This is a genomic window from Vibrio jasicida 090810c, assembly GCF_002887615.1.
Lineage (GTDB): Bacteria > Pseudomonadota > Gammaproteobacteria > Enterobacterales > Vibrionaceae > Vibrio > Vibrio jasicida.
This window is the reverse complement of sequence record NZ_CP025792.1, coordinates 2,747,411-2,763,906: the sequence shown is the minus strand read 5'-3', so window position 1 is coordinate 2,763,906 and position 16,496 is coordinate 2,747,411. Positions and strand designations below refer to the sequence as shown.

The window sequence follows — 16,496 nt, the reverse complement described above, 5'->3', positions numbered from 1 at the left end:
AAAGTACAGCTATGAGTAGTATTCAACAAAACATTGAACATATCACCTCTCAAATTCGACACGACGAACAAAAATGTGGCCGTTCTCCAGAGTCAGTGCAACTTTTAGCAGTAAGCAAAACTAAACCTGTCGAGGCGGTTCTCGAAGCCTACCAATCAGGCCAAGTGGCGTTTGGTGAAAACTACGTCCAAGAGGGCGTCAGTAAAGTTCAGCACTTTGCCGAGCATTATCCAGATTATCGAATCGAATGGCACTTCATTGGGCCAATTCAGTCCAATAAATCACGTCCTGTCGCTGAACATTTCGATTGGGTTCACACCATTGATCGCGCTAAGATCGCTCAACGTTTAAATGACCAGCGCCCAAGTGAGCTAAAACCGTTACAAGTGCTGATTCAAGTAAACACCAGTGGTGAAGATTCTAAATCTGGCGTCAACGATGCAGAAATATTCGAGCTGGCTGAGTTGATTTCTCGCCTTCCAAACCTCACGTTAAGAGGGTTGATGTCGATTCCTGCTAACGTGCCAGATTACGAATCACAACTGCGAGCGTTCAAACAATTATCTGAACTTAAGCACAAGCTAGCTCAGCAGTACCCAGATGTCGACACGCTCTCTATGGGCATGAGCGGTGACATGGATGCTGCTATAGAAGCGGGCAGTACTATGGTTCGCATCGGCACCGCTATTTTTGGCGCACGAGACTACGGCAAACAGCAATAAAAGCGCATTGTTGCCAGACACTGTGAACTTGAGTCTGACGGCCTTTCTTTGGACAGTCAGAGCAAAGTGGTGCGATTATACACCCGTGCGCACAACAAATTGTAAGAATTTATATTTGGAAATCAGACATATGGAACATAAAAAGATTGCCTTCATCGGCGCAGGGAACATGGTGAGAGCCATTGTCTCGGGTCTCGTCGCTAATGGCTACCCTGCTCAAAACATTGTCGCAACCGCGCCATCTGAGACGCGCCGCCAGCCTCTTGAGCAAGACTTTGGTATCCGTACCACCAGCGATAACATCGCAGCTGCAACGGAAGCGGACGTGGTGGTATTGTCTGTGAAGCCACAAATGATGGAGGAAGTGTGTACACCACTGCAATCTATCGACTTCAGCAACAAACTGGTTATCTCTATCGCAGCAGGTATCAACTGTTCACGTTTGGATGGCATGTTAGCGAATAAGCTCAACTTGGTTCGCGTGATGCCAAACACACCATCCCAACTTGGTCTGGGTATGAGTGGTCTATATGCGCCTGAATCTGTATCAGAACAAGACAAAGCCTTCGCAACAGAACTAATGCAAGCATGCGGTAAGGTGTGTTGGGTTGGGCAAGAATCGGGCATCAACAACGTTATTGCAGCAGCAGGCAGTGCACCGGCGTACTTCTTCCTATTTATAGAAGCGATGCAAGCTGAAGCGATTGCTCAAGGCTTCGATAAAGACACCGCACGCATGTTAGTTCAGCAAGCAGCACTTGGCGCTGCAAGCATGGTAGTGGAAAATCCAGAAACTGAACTTTCAACGCTACGCGAGAACGTGACATCAAAAGGTGGCACAACGGCAGAAGCGCTACGTACGTTCAACGAACATCAACTGTCTGATATTGTGGCGAAAGCAATGCAAGCTGCGGTTGCTCGTGCTGAAGAAATGGAAAAACTGTTTTAATTATCTGAACGGCACAACTAGGGCGTGTCGTTCTTTACTTGTTAAGGGTACCTTATGAATTCAATGAGTTTTCTCATCTCAACCCTATTTGACCTGTACATCATGGTCGTCATTTTGCGTATTTGGTTGCAAGCTGCCCGTGCAGATTTCTACAACCCATTCTCGCAGTTTATCGTTAAAGCAACACAGCCAGTTGTGGGGCCATTACGTCGAGTCATCCCTTCTGTCGGTGGTATCGATCTAGCGACAGTGCTTTTTGCTTACGTACTGTGCGTACTTAAGTTCGTTGCATTGATCCTGATTGCATCAAGTGGTTCGGTTTCTTTCAGTGCCGATTTCCTATTCCTAGGTTTGTTATCATTAGTTAAAGCCGCTGGAGGCTTGCTGTTCTGGGTTCTATTGATCCGTGCCATTCTAAGCTGGGTAAGCCAAGGTCGCAGCCCAATCGAGTACGTATTCCATCAATTAACAGAACCAATGCTCGCACCAATTCGCCGTATCCTACCTGCGATGGGTGGTTTTGATTTAAGCGTACTCGTATTGTTTATCGGTCTGCAATTCGCGAACTTCCTAATGGGTGACGTGATTGGTCCAATCTGGTACCAACTATAATGTCAGCCGCCGTTTGGCTCGATGGCGAGGATGTCATTCTCAAACTCTATATTCAACCAAAAGCGAGCCGCGACAAGGTCGTCGGCTTGCATGGTGAAGAGCTTAAAATTGCCATCACCGCACCGCCTGTCGATGGTAAAGCGAATGCACACCTCACTAAGTTTTTGGCGAAACAATTCAAAGTTGCTAAGGGCTTGGTTCACATAGAAAAAGGTGAACTGGGACGTCATAAGCAAATTCGGATAGAATCTCCAATACAAATACCAAGCGAAATTAAAGCCATCATTTGATGGCTTTTTATTTACGATTTTCGTATCAAATTAAATAACGAATATCGATTCGAGGAAGTAATAATGAGCAAATGGATTACCGCCCTATTGATCAGCCTTTTATCTTTACCAAGCATGGCAGGTCAGTTCAAAACCATGAAAGACATCGAAGTTCACTATGTTGCGTTTAACTCTACCTTTCTGACGTCAAAGATCGCTCGTAGCTACGACATCAAGCGTAATGGCTATAATGCAGTAGTGAACATCAGCGTATTAGACAGCGCCTCACTAGGTAAACCAGCAGTTGACGCAAAAATCACTGGCCAAGCGAAGAACTTGATTGGCCAAACGCAGAAACTCACCTTCCGAGAAGTAAAAGAAGGTAATGCGATTTACTACTTAGCTGAACTTGGCATTACCAACGAAGAAACTTTTACCTTCGATATTGACGTTAAAGCTGGAAACAAAGGCTCAGGTAAGCTTAAATTCACCCAGAAATTTTATGTCGAAGAGTAATTAGGTTGTGATGATCTAAAAGCTTTTAGAACACCATAACCTTAGGGTTTGTTTACCTTTCGAGCTGATTTTTGCAGCGAATTGTTGGGTATTTATACAAGGCAGAGACTTTGCTATGTAGCTAGCCTACATGAGAAGTCGATAACGCAGTAGAAATGACCAACAAACGCTGCCCAAAGGGTTCGGCTAAAATCGTTTTATGCTTTGTTAAGGAGTATTTGCTTAGAGTGACTAGGCGACACACTCCTTGCCTCACCTAAAACGATTTTATCTCGAACAAAATTTAACCGCGAAAGGTCAACAGACCCTAGCACCAATTTAATCGGGGAGAACACTGCGTTCTCCCTTTATCGCTACAGAAAGAGACGACCATGAAAAAGATAGTGCTAGCAACAGGCAACCAAGGCAAAGTTCGTGAGATGGCAGATCTGCTGTCTGACTTCGGTTTTGAAGTATTAGCGCAAAGTGAATTCAACGTATCTGAAGTAGCAGAAACTGGCACTACTTTCATCGAAAACGCGATCATCAAAGCTCGCCATGCAGCACAAGAAACGGGTCTTCCTGCGATTGCGGACGACTCAGGCTTAGAAGTCGATTTCTTGAAAGGCGCGCCTGGCATTTACTCTGCACGTTATGCAGGTGAAAAAGCCTCTGACCAAGAGAACCTAGAAAAGCTACTTAAAGCAATGGAAGGCGTACCAGAAGCAGAGCGCACCGCTCGTTTCCACTGCGTATTGGTTTTGATGCGTCATGAGAACGATCCAACCCCTATCGTTTGTCACGGTAAGTGGGAAGGTCGCATTCTAACTGAAGCACACGGTGAAAATGGCTTTGGCTACGACCCAATCTTCTTAGTACCTGAAGACAACTGCGCGTCTGCCGAACTTGATCCAGCACGTAAAAAACAACTGTCTCACCGCGGTAAAGCACTCAAATCGTTGTTTGCTCAACTGTCTGAGCAAGTGTCTCAGTAATCACGAGCGAATTAGACCATGTTAACGCCCCCAGCACTGAGCTTGTATGTACACATCCCATGGTGTGTACAAAAGTGCCCATATTGCGACTTTAACTCTCACGCGCTCAAAGCCGAGATCCCAGAAGAAGAGTACATCAATGCCCTTCTTGAAGACTTGGATACCGACATTGAGAAATACCGCCTCAACGAAGCGCCACGTCCACTGCATTCAATCTTCATTGGTGGTGGTACGCCGAGTTTGATTTCGGCAGAAGGCATCGAGCGTCTACTTAAGGGCATTGAAGCGCGTATTCCGTTCAAGCCTGAAATAGAAATCACCATGGAAGCCAACCCAGGCACTATCGAAGCAGAACGTTTTGCTGGCTACCGCAAGGCTGGTGTAACGCGCATCTCTATCGGCGTGCAAAGCTTTGAGCAACAGAAGCTTGAGCGTTTGGGGCGTATTCACGGTCAAGACGAAGCCGTCAATGCAGCTAAGCTGGCACACCAAATCGGTTTGAATAGCTTTAACCTCGATCTCATGCACGGCTTACCAGATCAAAGCATCGAACAAGCCTTAGCTGATTTGGACAAAGCGATTGAGTTAGCGCCACCGCACCTGTCTTGGTATCAGCTGACCATCGAACCAAACACCATGTTCTACTACAAGCCACCGACTTTGCCAGATGACGATGACTTGTGGGATATCTTCGAACAAGGACATGAGAAGCTGGCAGCGGCAGGTTACGTTCAGTACGAGATTTCTGGTTACAGCAAGCCTAGCTATCAGTGTCAGCACAACCTGAACTACTGGCGCTTTGGTGACTACCTTGGCATTGGCTGTGGCTCACACGGCAAGCTGAGCTTTGCTGATGGCCGCATCGTTCGTACCACTAAGCTCAAACACCCACGTGGCTATTTGATGGCATACCAAAACATGGTGAAGCCATACCTAGATAGTGAACAGCTTGTGGCTGATGAAGATCGTCCGTTTGAGTTCTTTATGAACCGTTTCCGCTTAATGGAAGCGTGCCCGAAACAAGACTACATCGATACGACAGGTCTTCCGTTGAGCTCAATTCAAGAGACTATCGATTGGGCGCTTGAGATGAGTTATCTGAGTGAAACAGAGACTCACTGGCAAATTACCGAGAAAGGTAAGCTGTTCCTGAATGACTTGCTTGAAGCCTTTATGGTGGAAGAGGAATAAGAGCAGATTCGAGATTTGGGAACGGACTGTGTCCTAAAGAACGCTTCACTCCGAGAGATTCGCTGAAACGGCTATGGATATATTCGACCAAGCCAATACAGCCTTTGTCTCTGCTAAAAATAACAAAGGGTTGGCGCACAAACGCCAACCCTTTCTTTTATTCGTTGTAACACTTCTTTCTCTAAAGCCTCTAAAACGAAGCGATTCCAAAGGACGCGATCCGTTCTCGCTTCTCGTCTCTTTTCCTTAGAAAATCGAACGACCAATACGCTCTGAAAGTAACTCAAGCGCTTTAGTACCTGCCAACGAGTTACCCGAAGCATCAAGCTCCGGAGACCATACTGCAATCGTCATCTCACCTGGGACAATAGCGATGATGCCACCACCGACACCAGATTTACCCGGCATGCCAACGCGGTATGCAAATTCACCAGCACCATCGTACAAACCACACGTGGCCAATAGCGCATTCAACTGTTTTGTCTGCACCGCCGAGACCACTGATTTACCCGTTTGTACCGATGTGCCTTTATTCGCTAAGTAGCTAAAGGTCTTTGCCAAATCCACACAACTCATCTTTAAAGCGCAGGCATGGAAGTAGTTTTGCAATACCGGAATAACCTCGTTTTCAAAGTTACCAAATGAGCGCATCAGGTAAGCAATCGCAGCGTTGCGGTCGCCATGCATCATTTCTGAAGCCGCGACGACTTTGTCATACACGATATGAGTATCACCAGATAACTGACGAGCAAATTCCAATAGACGCTGACGCGGCGCTGAGAGACGACTTTGCAGCAAATCAGCAACTACAATAGCACCGGCGTTAATGAATGGGTTACGTGGGATGCCCAGCTCCATCTCTAACTGGATCATCGAGTTAAACGCCTGACCAGAAGGCTCTTTACCTACACGAGACCAGATCTCTTCTTGCTTGTATAAGCACATAGCCAGAGTCAGGCTCAACGCTTTTGAGATCGACTGAATCGAAAACGACTCTTCTGCATCGCCCGCTTTAATCACTTCACCTTCATTGGTGTATACCGCAATACCCAGTTTGGTATTGGGTACTTTTGCCAATGCGGGAATGTAATCGGCGACTTTTCCTTGACCAATTAAAGGGCGAACTTCCGCTAGAATGTCTGTCAAAATTTGCGCTGTAGGTTTCATCTTCTACCTTCTTGTCACAAGAACCCAAATGGCTGAGTTCAGAGGTAAAAAAAGCCAACGCGGACGTTGGCTTTTCCATGGAATTTATTCGACTCAAGTCGATTATGGTTTTATTGCCACAATGATGTTGCGGTTGATGGACTGATCAACACGGTGAAGATAACCGATGTAAGGCTCTTCTGAAAGTACCTTCCACCCTTGCTCTTCAAATAATGCCGCCACGTCCTTCCATTTCAGAGTGAACTCATTGAAAGACAGCACGACCGAACCTTGCTTTTTCAGCACCACTTTCCATGCAGGCAGAGCTTCTTGTAGCAGCTCCAGAGGGCTACGATTCAATTTGCTGTCTTTTGCGTTTTTGCTACCGTGTTGCACACCGTAAGGCAAATCAGACACCATCACATCAACAGAGTTCTTCTTAACCACTTGTTCGGCAATTCGCGTGTCTGCTGAATACAGCTTCATCGTCTGAAGATTACCTTTGTTGTACTCTTCTTTCTCTGACGCGGCTTCAACCACGAAACCATCGGCCACCTTCTTACCACCAGAAGTGCGCTTTTCTTTGCTCACTTTGTGCTTGAAGCGACCGTTCTTCATAAACTTAACGATGAAGGTTTGGATCTCTTGTACCCATTTCTGGTTGATCTCCACACCCACTACATTCAGGCCGTGGATCAAACCTTCAAACAGAGTTGTACCCTTACCACACATTGGATCCATTAGCGTTAATTGAGCACTATCCGTATTGGACGCACTCACGCCTAAGTTCACCATCAAACGCGTAAACTGTTCATTCGTTTTACCGGTGTAACGAAGGATCTGGCTCATGCTCTCAGGGAAAGTATTGAATGCAGGCGCCTGAATCGGACGTAATAAGCCATCTTCACGCACTTCAAATAGCGCATAGTAGATAGATGACGCGGCAATTTTACCGGATTGCTGATCGCTTAACGCGTCTTCACAAGAGAACACGAGCGCAGCAGGTAAGCCGACGTCTTTGTTACCAATTTCAGTCACTTCAACACCTTCAGAAGCCAAAATTGCTTTTAGCTCGGAACATGCAATGGTCATTGCGCTATCAAAGTAAATTCGGTTGTGACCCGGATTCGCTAATATCGCGTAGTGGTACATCTACTGGCTCCTTAGTTATGCAGTGCGCTTGAATTTAATATCCCATACACCGTGACCTAGACGGTGACCACGAGCCTCGAACTTAGTCAGTGGACGCTCTTCAGGGCGAGGGATGAAATCACCGTCTTCTGCAATGTTTTCGAAACCAGGTGCTTGGTTCATGATTTCAATCATGTGTTCAGCGTAGTTTTCCCAGTCAGTCGCCATATGGAAGATACCTTCGTTAGGGATAAGCTTCTGGCGAACCATTTCAGCGAACTCAAGTTGTACGATACGACGCTTGTGGTGACGCTTTTTGTGCCATGGGTCTGGGAAGAACAATTGCAGCGTTGCTAGGCTACCATTTGGGATCATGTGTTCGAATACTTCTACCGCATCGTGACACATTACGCGTAGGTTCGTGATACCCGCTTCGCGTGCGTCAGCAAGACAAGCACCAACGCCTGGACTATGAACTTCGATACCGATAAAGTTTTTCTCTGGCGCGTTCTTTGCCATTTCAACCAATGAAGCGCCCATACCAAAACCGATCTCAAGCACTACTGGGTTATCGTTACCAAATACTTCTTTCCAATCAAGAAGTTCTGCTTTGTAATCGATACCCATTGTTGGCCAGCATTCGTTCATCGCATTTTCTTGGCCCTTGGTTAGACGACCTTCGCGACGCACGAAACTGCGGATTTTACGGATCATTTTTCCGTCTTCGTTGTATTCGTTAGTGGTTACTTCACTCATTGATTTTGCCTGCACATTGATTAATCAAAGCGGGGATTATCCAAAGAATTCACTTAGGTGCAAGTATTTGTTGAGCTATCGGACTATGGTAGCCCAAAAGCAAACAAACCAGACACAATATCCCCACAGTTTATCTGTTGTACTTACACCACAATCTGTGATGCAATTTTGCTCCTAACCAATAATAGAATACAGAGCAAGTCGTGACACCTTTCGCAAACGCCATCTTAGAATGGTATGACGCATATGGAAGAAAAGAGCTTCCATGGCAACAAAACAAGACCGCGTATAGTGTCTGGTTGTCTGAAATCATGCTTCAGCAAACTCAGGTCACTACGGTTATTCCTTATTACCAGCGTTTTTTAGAACGCTTTCCGACTGTCGTCGATCTCGCGAATGCTGAGCAAGATGAAGTACTGCACCTTTGGACCGGCTTAGGTTATTACGCACGTGCTCGCAATCTTCATAAAGCGGCTAAAGAAGTCGCCCATAAATATAATGGCGAGTTTCCATTAGATATTGAGCAAATGAACGCACTGCCGGGTATTGGTCGTTCAACCGCAGCCGCAGTACTCTCCTCTGTCTATAAACAGCCACATGCGATATTGGACGGCAACGTAAAGCGCACGCTTTCACGCTGCTTTGCTGTTGATGGATGGCCGGGACAAAAGAAAGTTGAAAATCAATTGTGGGAAATCGCAGAAACGCACACGCCACAAACAGACGTCGACAAGTACAATCAAGCCATGATGGATATGGGTGCCATGATGTGTACTCGCAGCAAGCCTAAGTGCACCTTGTGTCCAGTCAGCGATCTTTGTGTCGCAAAGAAACAAGGTAATGTGCTTGATTATCCGGGTAAGAAGCCGAAAAAAGACAAACCGGTTAAGCAAACACGTTTCGTTATGCTGCATCACAAAAATGGTGATAGTCACGAAGTGTGGTTAGAGCAAAGACCGCAGACGGGAATTTGGGGCGGACTCTTTTGTTTCCCACAAACTGAGCATATTGATGTAGAGAGCGATATTGAATTACTACTGGAACAACGTGGTATTCAAACTGACGATATTAGACATCAAGAAACTCTGATTACGTTTCGTCATACATTCAGCCATTATCACCTCGATATCACGCCGATTTTGATTGACCTGTCAAAGCAACCCAATGTGGTGATGGAAGGTAACAAAGGTCTTTGGTATAACTTATCTAAACCTGAAGAAGTCGGTTTGGCTGCGCCAGTAAAACTGCTACTGGAAGCGCTACCCCACGAACTTCGTTAATTAATTGCAAGGAGTCATTATGAGCCGCACTGTTTTTTGTGCTCGACTAAAGAAAGAAGGCGAAGGTCTAGACTTTCAACTTTACCCAGGTGAACTAGGTAAACGCATTTTCGATAACATCTCGAAAGAAGCTTGGGCTCAATGGCAACAGAAACAAACGATGTTGATCAACGAGAAGAAGCTCAACATGATGGATCCAGAGAACCGTAAACAGCTTGAAACAGAAATGGTGAACTTCCTTTTCGAAGGCAAAGAGGTTCACATTGAAGGCTACACGCCACCAAGCGAATAAATCAAACTTGTTTTAAAACAATGACATCACAACCAAACTTGTGATGTCATTTTTATATTCGAGCCGAAAAAGCTACCTAAATAATTATGAAAAAAATTGCCTTTATCGTTACTGCCCTTTTAATGGCAGGTTGCAGCCGTGAGTTTGTCGAAAAAATTTATGACGTTGATTACGAGCCGACGAACCGCTTTGCGAACAACCTAGCTGAGCTGCCAGGACAATTCGAAAAAGACACCGATGCTTTAGATGCGTTGATCAGCAGCTTCTCAGGAAACATCAAAAAGCGCTGGGGCCAACGCGAGGTAAAGGTTGCAGGTAAAAGCAATTACGTAAAATACATCGATAACTACTTAAGTCGTGCCGAGGTCGATTTCCAAAAAGGTGTGATAACCATCGAAACGGTTTCTCCGACGGAGCCACAAAAGCACCTAAAAAACGCCATCATCACGACACTTTTAACCCCAGATGATCCAGCCAATGTCGATCTATTCTCTTCTAAAGAGATCAAATTAGAAGGACAGCCATTTCTTTACAATCAGGTCGTTGATCAAGACAAAAAGCCCATTCAATGGTCATGGCGCGCGAATCGCTTTGCCGATTACTTGATTGCTAACCAAGTAAAAACCAAAGACGTTGACTTTAAAAAAGCCTACTACGTTGAAATTCCAATGGTGGAAGACCATTTCTCACAACGCAGTTACCAATATGCAGATATCGTGCGTCGTGCGTCGAAAAAATACGACATCCCTGAAGATCTAATTTACGCCATCATCAAAACCGAAAGTAGCTTTAACCCGTATGCAGTAAGCTGGGCCAACGCCTATGGTTTGATGCAAGTAGTTCCAAAAACAGCCGGCCGTGATGTTTTTAAATTGGTGAAGAACCGGTCAGGTCAGCCTAGTCCTGAATATTTGTTTAACCCAGAAAACAATATTGATACCGGAACGGCTTACTTTTACATTCTAAAAAATCGTTATTTGAAAGATGTCCAGCATCCAACATCTTTGGAGTACAGCATGATTTCCGCTTACAACGGCGGAACTGGTGGTGTTTTGAACACTTTCCATCGCACCGATCGCAAACGTGCAATGAAAGATTTAAATTCTTTACAGCCAAATCAAGTTTATTGGGCGTTAACAAAGAAACACCCGAACGCTGAAGCACGCCGATACCTAGAAAAAGTTACAAATTTCAAAAAGGAATTTAACGCAGGGTAAACTTTTTCTCGACAGTTGAATAAAAAGCGTTCGAACAACCACTTTTTTGAAATTATTTAAAAAAAGTGGTTGACGCAAAGCGGGAAAATCCGTTTAATAGCGCTCCGTTGCCCGGATAGCTCAGTCGGTAGAGCAGAGGATTGAAAATCCTCGTGTCGGTGGTTCGATTCCGCCTCCGGGCACCACAATTTCTAAATTGTTGGTGCCTAGCACGAACAGTTAGTAAAAGAATACGGTACGCCGACTTAGCTCAGTAGGTAGAGCAACTGACTTGTAATCAGTAGGTCACCAGTTCGATTCCGGTAGTCGGCACCATTCTTTTGCCTCGATAGCTCAGTCGGTAGAGCAGAGGATTGAAAATCCTCGTGTCGGTGGTTCGATTCCGCCTCGAGGCACCATATTTGGTGCGCTTGCTTAAAGTAAGACACAAACAGAATAGTTCCTCCTTAGCTCAGTTGGTAGAGCGACGGACTGTTAATCCGCAGGTCACTGGTTCAAGTCCAGTAGGAGGAGCCAACTTCTAGGATTTCATGTAAATGAGATTCTAAAAATGAAGAGTCTAACTCTTCTAAAAAGAATAAAGTGTGCCGACTTAGCTCAGTAGGTAGAGCAACTGACTTGTAATCAGTAGGTCACCAGTTCGACTCCGGTAGTCGGCACCATTCTTTTGCCTCGATAGCTCAGTCGGTAGAGCAGAGGATTGAAAATCCTCGTGTCGGTGGTTCGATTCCGCCTCGAGGCACCATATTTGGTGCACTTGCTTACAGTAAGACACAAACAGAATAGTTCCTCCTTAGCTCAGTTGGTAGAGCGACGGACTGTTAATCCGCAGGTCGCTGGTTCGAGCCCAGCAGGAGGAGCCAATTTAGAAAGCCAAGTCTTCGGACTTGGCTTTTTTCTTATCTGCAATATCCAAAACTCTCCCCCTATTTTCTAGTTCCGTCGAAACTTCTCCCTCAACGCCTTCAAGAAACAACCCTATTAACGTCTAGTTCATTTGATATAAAACACTTATTTCACGCTAAAAATTTAATCCAAATCATAGTTTCATCACTCGCAGATAGGCGCGTGTATACAAGTTCAATAATATGAATTTATTATTACGCCCCTTTATAAGCTATGCATTGCATAGTACGAACACGCTTTGTGAGCTAACTATGAAATTAAAAACTCAAGCCTATTTATTATCGGCCATCATACTAATTGCCCTGCTTGCATTAACTGCAACGGGTCTTTGGACACTTCGCGTCGCAAGTAACCTTGATAACAAAGCTCGAGTGACAGAGCTATTCAAGAGTGCTTATAGCATTCTAACTGAAGTAGAGAAAATGGCGGTAGAAGGCAAAATGCCTGAAGATGAGGCTAAAGCACTCGCGACTCGCCTACTTCGCAACAATATCTACAAAGACAACGAATACGTTTATGTTGCTGATGAGAACATGTTATTTGTGGCAGCCCCTTTAGACCCTCAATTGCATGGCACTAGCTTCCATGACTTTCGAGACGGTGATGGCAATAGTGTCGGTCAGCTGATCTTGGACGTGCTAGGTCGTAAGACAGGTCAAATCGTTGAATACACCTGGACACAAAAATTGCCTGACGGCACCATCGAAGAAAAACACTCGATTGCAGAAAAAACACCACATTGGAACTGGGTTGTAGGTACCGGCATTGGATTCAATGAAGTAAATGCACGTTTCTGGTCTACTGCACAATGGCAGCTAACCCTATGTCTTGTTATCGCTGGCGCAATCCTAGGTGGCTTGATCATCTCTATTCGCAAGATGCTTAACCTTCTTGGTGGTGAGCCGAATGACGTTCGTGAGGCGGTTCAGGCCGTCGCTCAGGGTAATATCCAAACCAGCTTTGAATACACAGCCCCTAAAGACAGTATCTATGGTGCGGTGCAAGAGATGAGTCAATCGTTAGCTAAGATGGTCACCAATCTAGACGCGTCAATGCACGCATTACGTTCAGAGCTATCAGCGGTAGAATCGCGCTCTAACTCTATTGCTGATTTGACCATGTCTCAGCAGCAATCGACGGCGATGATCGCAACAGCGATGACAGAAATGGCTTCTTCAGCCAACCATGTTGCAAGTTCGGCAAGTGACACGGCACATAACACCGATGAAGCCGACAAGCAGAGCCAACACACGCAATCATTGATCCACAGTACGGTAGATAATATTCAAGGCTTGGCGACCCAGCTCAATACAGCCAGTAAAGCCGTTGCGGATCTTGACCAAGATGTTAACAGTATTGTGAAAGTTCTCGACGTAATCGGCGACATTGCTGAGCAAACTAACCTACTGGCGTTGAATGCCGCCATTGAAGCAGCTCGTGCGGGTGAACAAGGTCGAGGCTTTGCGGTAGTAGCAGACGAGGTTCGCAACCTAGCAGGACGCACACAAGACAGCACAAAAGAGATTCAACAGATGATTTCTAACCTTCAGGAAGGTTCGCGTAACGCTATCCATACGATGGAGATTTGTGCCGAAACTAGCGAAAGCACAGTAACCGAGTCTATGAACGCCTCAGAAGCGCTACAACAGATAGTAACTGCACTAGAGTCCATCACGGCCATGAGCCAGCAAATCGCAACAGCAGCCGCTGAGCAGACTCAGGTAAGTGATGATATTGCGCATCGCATTAACCTTATCGAAGAAAGCGGTAGCCAGCTCAACACGGTAGTCACAGAAAGCCAATCAAGCACACAGACATTGGCGTCTTTAGCGAATGAGCTTGAAGGTTGGGTGAACAAGTTCTCAGTAAAGCACTAGTTTAAAGTCAATTGTTCAATAAAAAGCACGTTTTCGGACGTGCTTTTTTGTTTTTATGGTATTTATTTAGCAAGCGAACTCATGCTCCTATCATAATCAAGGCTTAAAATATGGTGCATTCCTGTTAAAAACGCATAAAAACAGCCCACTCCGAGCACAAATTCATCAAACGATATTTTATTTTAATTTTATTGTTGACGTGAAAGCGGAAAAGCCTTTTAATACACCTCGTCGCCCGGATAGCTCAGTCGGTAGAGCAGAGGATTGAAAATCCTCGTGTCGGTGGTTCGATTCCGCCTCCGGGCACCACAATTTAAAATTGTTGGTGTCTTACACGAACAATAAAAAGAATAACGGTACGCCGACTTAGCTCAGTAGGTAGAGCAACTGACTTGTAATCAGTAGGTCACCAGTTCGATTCCGGTAGTCGGCACCATTTATTCTTAAACAAGATAATTCCTCCTTAGCTCAGTTGGTAGAGCGACGGACTGTTAATCCGCAGGTCACTGGTTCAAGTCCAGTAGGAGGAGCCATCTTTCAGTTAGTAAGTCGATTACTTATTAACGAAAATGTGCCGACTTAGCTCAGTAGGTAGAGCAACTGACTTGTAATCAGTAGGTCACCAGTTCGATTCCGGTAGTCGGCACCACTTAATAAAATCTGTTCCTCCTTAGCTCAGTTGGTAGAGCGACGGACTGTTAATCCGCAGGTCACTGGTTCAAGTCCAGTAGGAGGAGCCATATTATAAAAAGCCGCATCACTTGATGCGGCTTTTTTGCATCTGAAGAAAACTCACAGCCCCCTCTTCATCTACCTTTATCTCAATAAACAAAAAGCCAGGTGATATACCCAGCTTCCGTCTTTGTCTCGTGAGAAGGTTAGCTCAAACCTCCAAGGCAGATATACTTCGTCTCTAGGTACTCATCGATACCTTGTTTAGCACCCTCACGACCAATGCCAGATTCTTTGATACCACCAAACGGCGCAACTTCCGTAGAGATAATCCCTTCGTTTATCCCTACCATGCCGTATTCCAAACCTTCACTAAATCGGATAATGCGTTTCAAGCTATCGGTATAGAAGTAGCAAGCTAAACCATACTCGGTGTCATTCGCCATCGAGAGCACTTGTTCATCGTCATCAAAACTAATGACTGGCAAAACCGGACCAAACAACTCTTGTCGCACGATCGCCATACCTTGTTCGACATCATCTAAGATAACAGGCTCCATAAAGCGCCCAGTGAGTTTTTGAGGCTGGTTAAGTATTGTTGCTCCTTCTTGTACTGCCTGATCGACTACCGCCTCTAGACGATGCTTAGAAGCCATAGTGATAACAGGGCCAAGAGTTGTATTTTCCTCAAGACCATTACCGACCGCCAGGCTTGCCACTTTATCAAGAAGCTTAGTTAAGAACGCCTCTTTCACACTCTGATGTACATACAAGCGGTTGGTACACACACAGGTTTGTCCAGCATTACGAAACTTGGAAGCAATTAAGCCATTCGCTGCAGCTTCTAAATCTGCATCCTCAAAAACAATAAAAGGTGCGTTACCACCCAATTCCATAGAAGCGGCTTTAACCGTATCACTTGCTTGTTTCATTAAGATCTTACCGACACGTGTCGAACCAGTGAAAGAGATCTTCTTAATACGAGGATCGGTACTTAATACCAAACCGAACTCTGCCGCCTGTTCAGAAACAACGGTAGACAATAGAGCTTTGGGGATACCAGCCCGATGAGCAAGCTCCACCACAGCCAGAGCAGTCAAAGGCGTTAATTCAGAAGGTTTAATGATCATCCCACATCCCGCAGCCAGAGCAGGAGCCGCTTTTCGAGTGATCATTGCAATAGGGAAGTTCCATGGTGTAATCGCTGTACACACGCCGACAGGTTGTTTGATGGTAGAGAGGCGTCTATCTACCGCTGGGGCTGGAATAACCTCACCATAAGTGCGTTTAGCCTCTTCTGCGAACCATTCAACAAAAGATGCGCCGTATGCGACTTCTCCACGACTTTCAGTAAGGGATTTACCTTGTTCTAAGGTAATGATGTTCGCGATGTCTTCCGTATGCTCTACAAGCAATTGGAACCACTTTTTTAGGGAAGCTGAACGTGCTTTAGCGCTGAGTTTTGCCCACTCAACTTGAGCCGATTTGCACGCTTCTATTTGCACATCTAACTCATCCAAAGAGCTAGGCTTTAAGCGAATCAGTTCTTGCTCAGTCGCAGGGTTAATAACGGCAATCCCATCTTGAGAAGACAGGCTTTCGAATAAGACTCTTAGCGTTTCACTTTTTATCTGCTGCATCATTAGGTTGTACTCCTATAAGAACCTTTACTAGGTTAATCCTTCTGACAAATAAGAGTAAAGCAAACAAAGTTTTCTTCAGCGTAAATATGAGAAGTGATGACCCAGTAGGATTAATCGGTGATACCGATAAGAGAACACCATCAGAGAAAGCGATTAATGAAGAAGCTAACCATTTGGTAGCTCATAAGCTCGGTGTTATTGAATGCCCCTATTCTTTAATAGACAAAGCATTAGAGGGCATCTCTAACGTAACCAAATGACAGAGTAGATTTTCAATAAGGGTGGATAGACTAGGGGCGTATATCTGAATAAATAGTTGGGCTTGTAGGCTACAGACAAAACC

The 16,496-nt window shown here is 45.3% G+C and carries 15 protein-coding genes and 12 tRNA genes; 23 read left to right on the top strand and 4 right to left on the bottom strand.

The genetic code is table 11. The features are described from left to right. The first annotated feature begins 11 nt into the window (after nucleotides 1-11). The 7 genes from C1S73_RS13245 (at nucleotide 12) to hemW (ending at nucleotide 5,233) form a co-directional block, all read left to right on the top strand. Nucleotides 12-722: a YggS family pyridoxal phosphate-dependent enzyme gene (locus C1S73_RS13245; protein ID WP_038873183.1), complete on the top strand. Its 711-nt coding sequence runs from the start codon at nucleotides 12-14 to the stop codon at nucleotides 720-722. 130 nt (nucleotides 723-852) lie between these two features. Then, nucleotides 853-1,671 carry a pyrroline-5-carboxylate reductase gene (gene proC / locus C1S73_RS13240; RefSeq protein ID WP_038873186.1) on the top strand — a complete coding sequence of 273 codons (819 nt, stop codon included), beginning with the start codon at nucleotides 853-855 and terminating at the stop codon, nucleotides 1,669-1,671. A gap of 54 nt (nucleotides 1,672-1,725) precedes the next feature. Continuing rightward, a complete protein-coding gene (locus C1S73_RS13235; protein WP_038873187.1) occupies nucleotides 1,726-2,283 on the top strand; it encodes a YggT family protein in 558 nt (185 codons plus the stop codon). Next, nucleotides 2,283-2,573 carry a DUF167 family protein YggU gene (yggU, locus tag C1S73_RS13230; protein ID WP_038873189.1) on the top strand — a complete coding sequence of 97 codons (291 nt, stop codon included), beginning with the start codon at nucleotides 2,283-2,285 and terminating at the stop codon, nucleotides 2,571-2,573. Before C1S73_RS13235 ends, yggU begins: the two co-directional genes overlap by 1 nt. A 63-nt stretch (nucleotides 2,574-2,636) precedes the next feature. Next, complete coding sequence (locus tag C1S73_RS13225) at nucleotides 2,637-3,068, top strand: DUF4426 domain-containing protein (protein WP_038873192.1); 432 nt, start codon at nucleotides 2,637-2,639, stop codon at nucleotides 3,066-3,068. Between the two features lie 371 nt (nucleotides 3,069-3,439). Further along, a complete protein-coding gene (locus tag C1S73_RS13215; RefSeq protein WP_038873193.1) occupies nucleotides 3,440-4,042 on the top strand; it encodes an XTP/dITP diphosphatase in 603 nt (200 codons plus the stop codon). Between the two features lie 18 nt (nucleotides 4,043-4,060). Beyond that, nucleotides 4,061-5,233, top strand: a complete 1,173-nt coding sequence (gene hemW / locus C1S73_RS13210; protein ID WP_038873196.1) for a radical SAM family heme chaperone HemW — start codon at nucleotides 4,061-4,063, stop codon at nucleotides 5,231-5,233. Nucleotides 5,234-5,479: 246 nt separating this feature from the next. Here hemW and glsB read toward each other — a convergent pair whose 3' ends face one another. The 3 genes from glsB to trmB all read right to left on the bottom strand — a co-directional run bounded on the left by glsB (nucleotide 5,480) and on the right by trmB (nucleotide 8,266). Beyond that, entirely contained in the window at nucleotides 5,480-6,400 is a 921-nt protein-coding gene (glsB, locus tag C1S73_RS13205) for a glutaminase B (RefSeq protein ID WP_038873199.1), read from the bottom strand. A gap of 102 nt (nucleotides 6,401-6,502) precedes the next feature. Then, nucleotides 6,503-7,531: a TRM11 family SAM-dependent methyltransferase gene (locus C1S73_RS13200; RefSeq protein ID WP_038873202.1), complete on the bottom strand. Its 1,029-nt coding sequence runs from the start codon at nucleotides 7,529-7,531 to the stop codon at nucleotides 6,503-6,505. Nucleotides 7,532-7,546: 15 nt separating this feature from the next. Continuing rightward, nucleotides 7,547-8,266, bottom strand: a complete 720-nt coding sequence (gene trmB, locus C1S73_RS13195; RefSeq protein ID WP_038873204.1) for a tRNA (guanosine(46)-N7)-methyltransferase TrmB — start codon at nucleotides 8,264-8,266, stop codon at nucleotides 7,547-7,549. Nucleotides 8,267-8,469: 203 nt separating this feature from the next. On the opposite strand from trmB, the gene mutY reads away from it, so the two are divergent. The 16 genes from mutY to C1S73_RS13115 all read left to right on the top strand — a co-directional run bounded on the left by mutY (nucleotide 8,470) and on the right by C1S73_RS13115 (nucleotide 14,578). Continuing rightward, nucleotides 8,470-9,546 (top strand): A/G-specific adenine glycosylase, encoded by a 1,077-nt coding sequence (gene mutY, locus C1S73_RS13190; RefSeq protein WP_038873209.1) that lies wholly within the window; start codon nucleotides 8,470-8,472, stop codon nucleotides 9,544-9,546. A 19-nt stretch (nucleotides 9,547-9,565) separates the two neighbouring features. Continuing rightward, entirely contained in the window at nucleotides 9,566-9,838 is a 273-nt protein-coding gene (locus C1S73_RS13185) for an oxidative damage protection protein (RefSeq protein WP_038873212.1), read from the top strand. An 86-nt stretch (nucleotides 9,839-9,924) separates the two neighbouring features. Next, on the top strand, nucleotides 9,925-11,055 hold the full coding sequence (gene mltC / locus C1S73_RS13180) for a membrane-bound lytic murein transglycosylase MltC (RefSeq protein WP_038873214.1): 1,131 nt from the start codon (nucleotides 9,925-9,927) through the stop codon (nucleotides 11,053-11,055). A 109-nt stretch (nucleotides 11,056-11,164) separates the two neighbouring features. Continuing rightward, nucleotides 11,165-11,240 (top strand) — tRNA-Phe (locus tag C1S73_RS13175). Between the two features lie 54 nt (nucleotides 11,241-11,294). Continuing rightward, nucleotides 11,295-11,370 (top strand) — tRNA-Thr (locus C1S73_RS13170). Between the two features lie 7 nt (nucleotides 11,371-11,377). Then, a tRNA-Phe gene (locus tag C1S73_RS13165) sits at nucleotides 11,378-11,453 on the top strand. 42 nt (nucleotides 11,454-11,495) lie between these two features. Continuing rightward, nucleotides 11,496-11,571: transfer RNA gene (locus tag C1S73_RS13160), tRNA-Asn, on the top strand. A gap of 70 nt (nucleotides 11,572-11,641) precedes the next feature. Continuing rightward, nucleotides 11,642-11,717 (top strand) — tRNA-Thr (locus C1S73_RS13155). A gap of 7 nt (nucleotides 11,718-11,724) precedes the next feature. Then, nucleotides 11,725-11,800: transfer RNA gene (locus C1S73_RS13150), tRNA-Phe, on the top strand. Nucleotides 11,801-11,842: 42 nt separating this feature from the next. Then, nucleotides 11,843-11,918, top strand: a tRNA-Asn gene (locus C1S73_RS13145). 294 nt (nucleotides 11,919-12,212) lie between these two features. Continuing rightward, nucleotides 12,213-13,838 (top strand): methyl-accepting chemotaxis protein, encoded by a 1,626-nt coding sequence (locus C1S73_RS13140; protein WP_038870628.1) that lies wholly within the window; start codon nucleotides 12,213-12,215, stop codon nucleotides 13,836-13,838. Between the two features lie 233 nt (nucleotides 13,839-14,071). Next, nucleotides 14,072-14,147, top strand: a tRNA-Phe gene (locus tag C1S73_RS13135). Nucleotides 14,148-14,198: 51 nt separating this feature from the next. Continuing rightward, a tRNA-Thr gene (locus C1S73_RS13130) sits at nucleotides 14,199-14,274 on the top strand. 21 nt (nucleotides 14,275-14,295) lie between these two features. After that, a tRNA-Asn gene (locus C1S73_RS13125) sits at nucleotides 14,296-14,371 on the top strand. 40 nt (nucleotides 14,372-14,411) lie between these two features. Continuing rightward, nucleotides 14,412-14,487, top strand: a tRNA-Thr gene (locus C1S73_RS13120). Between the two features lie 15 nt (nucleotides 14,488-14,502). Next, nucleotides 14,503-14,578, top strand: a tRNA-Asn gene (locus C1S73_RS13115). Between the two features lie 138 nt (nucleotides 14,579-14,716). Here C1S73_RS13115 and C1S73_RS13110 read toward each other — a convergent pair. After that, nucleotides 14,717-16,153 (bottom strand): NAD-dependent succinate-semialdehyde dehydrogenase, encoded by a 1,437-nt coding sequence (locus C1S73_RS13110; RefSeq protein ID WP_081634782.1) that lies wholly within the window; start codon nucleotides 16,151-16,153, stop codon nucleotides 14,717-14,719. Nucleotides 16,154-16,496: the final 343 nt, after the last annotated feature.

Coding starts and splice junctions, on each gene's coding strand:
- C1S73_RS13245 (WP_038873183.1), top strand. CDS start 12: ATGAGTAGTATTCAACAAAACATTGAACATATCACCTCTCAAATTCGA.
- proC (WP_038873186.1), top strand. CDS start 853: ATGGAACATAAAAAGATTGCCTTCATCGGCGCAGGGAACATGGTGAGA.
- C1S73_RS13235 (WP_038873187.1), top strand. CDS start 1,726: ATGAATTCAATGAGTTTTCTCATCTCAACCCTATTTGACCTGTACATC.
- yggU (WP_038873189.1), top strand. CDS start 2,283: ATGTCAGCCGCCGTTTGGCTCGATGGCGAGGATGTCATTCTCAAACTC.
- C1S73_RS13225 (WP_038873192.1), top strand. CDS start 2,637: ATGAGCAAATGGATTACCGCCCTATTGATCAGCCTTTTATCTTTACCA.
- C1S73_RS13215 (WP_038873193.1), top strand. CDS start 3,440: ATGAAAAAGATAGTGCTAGCAACAGGCAACCAAGGCAAAGTTCGTGAG.
- hemW (WP_038873196.1), top strand. CDS start 4,061: ATGTTAACGCCCCCAGCACTGAGCTTGTATGTACACATCCCATGGTGT.
- glsB (WP_038873199.1), bottom strand. CDS start 6,400: ATGAAACCTACAGCGCAAATTTTGACAGACATTCTAGCGGAAGTTCGC.
- C1S73_RS13200 (WP_038873202.1), bottom strand. CDS start 7,531: ATGTACCACTACGCGATATTAGCGAATCCGGGTCACAACCGAATTTAC.
- trmB (WP_038873204.1), bottom strand. CDS start 8,266: ATGAGTGAAGTAACCACTAACGAATACAACGAAGACGGAAAAATGATC.
- C1S73_RS13185 (WP_038873212.1), top strand. CDS start 9,566: ATGAGCCGCACTGTTTTTTGTGCTCGACTAAAGAAAGAAGGCGAAGGT.
- mltC (WP_038873214.1), top strand. CDS start 9,925: ATGAAAAAAATTGCCTTTATCGTTACTGCCCTTTTAATGGCAGGTTGC.
- C1S73_RS13140 (WP_038870628.1), top strand. CDS start 12,213: ATGAAATTAAAAACTCAAGCCTATTTATTATCGGCCATCATACTAATT.
- C1S73_RS13110 (WP_081634782.1), bottom strand. CDS start 16,153: ATGATGCAGCAGATAAAAAGTGAAACGCTAAGAGTCTTATTCGAAAGC.